The following is a 248-nucleotide window of genomic DNA, read 5'->3' as shown; positions in this document are numbered from 1 at the left end:
CCAGAATGTCGCGACGCCGCGCCTTGGCTTCCAGCTCATCCAGCTGCTCCAGCAGTTGCTGGTTCGCCGTCAGGCACTTGGCCCGGGATTGAATCTCGCCGCGTACCAAACCTTCACGGATAAACAGCTCGCGGGACGCCACCGGGTCAATCGGCCCGTAATGCACCGGCCGCCGTCCGACCACAATCAACCCGAACAGGGTGATCTGCTCAAACGCCACCACTTGGCCGCGCTTCTTTTCCCAGTGC

The 248-nt window shown here is 62.5% G+C and carries 1 protein-coding gene; it reads right to left on the bottom strand.

What is annotated here, in order from left to right:
• On the bottom strand, positions 1-248 hold a 248-nt coding region (locus KZZ04_RS20260; protein WP_219424044.1), incomplete at both ends, for a DUF3418 domain-containing protein.

The organism is Pseudoalteromonas sp. CR1 (genome assembly GCF_019392235.1).
In the GTDB taxonomy this organism is placed as follows: domain Bacteria; phylum Pseudomonadota; class Gammaproteobacteria; order Enterobacterales; family Alteromonadaceae; genus Pseudoalteromonas.
This window is presented reverse-complemented; position numbering and strand designations above follow the sequence as displayed.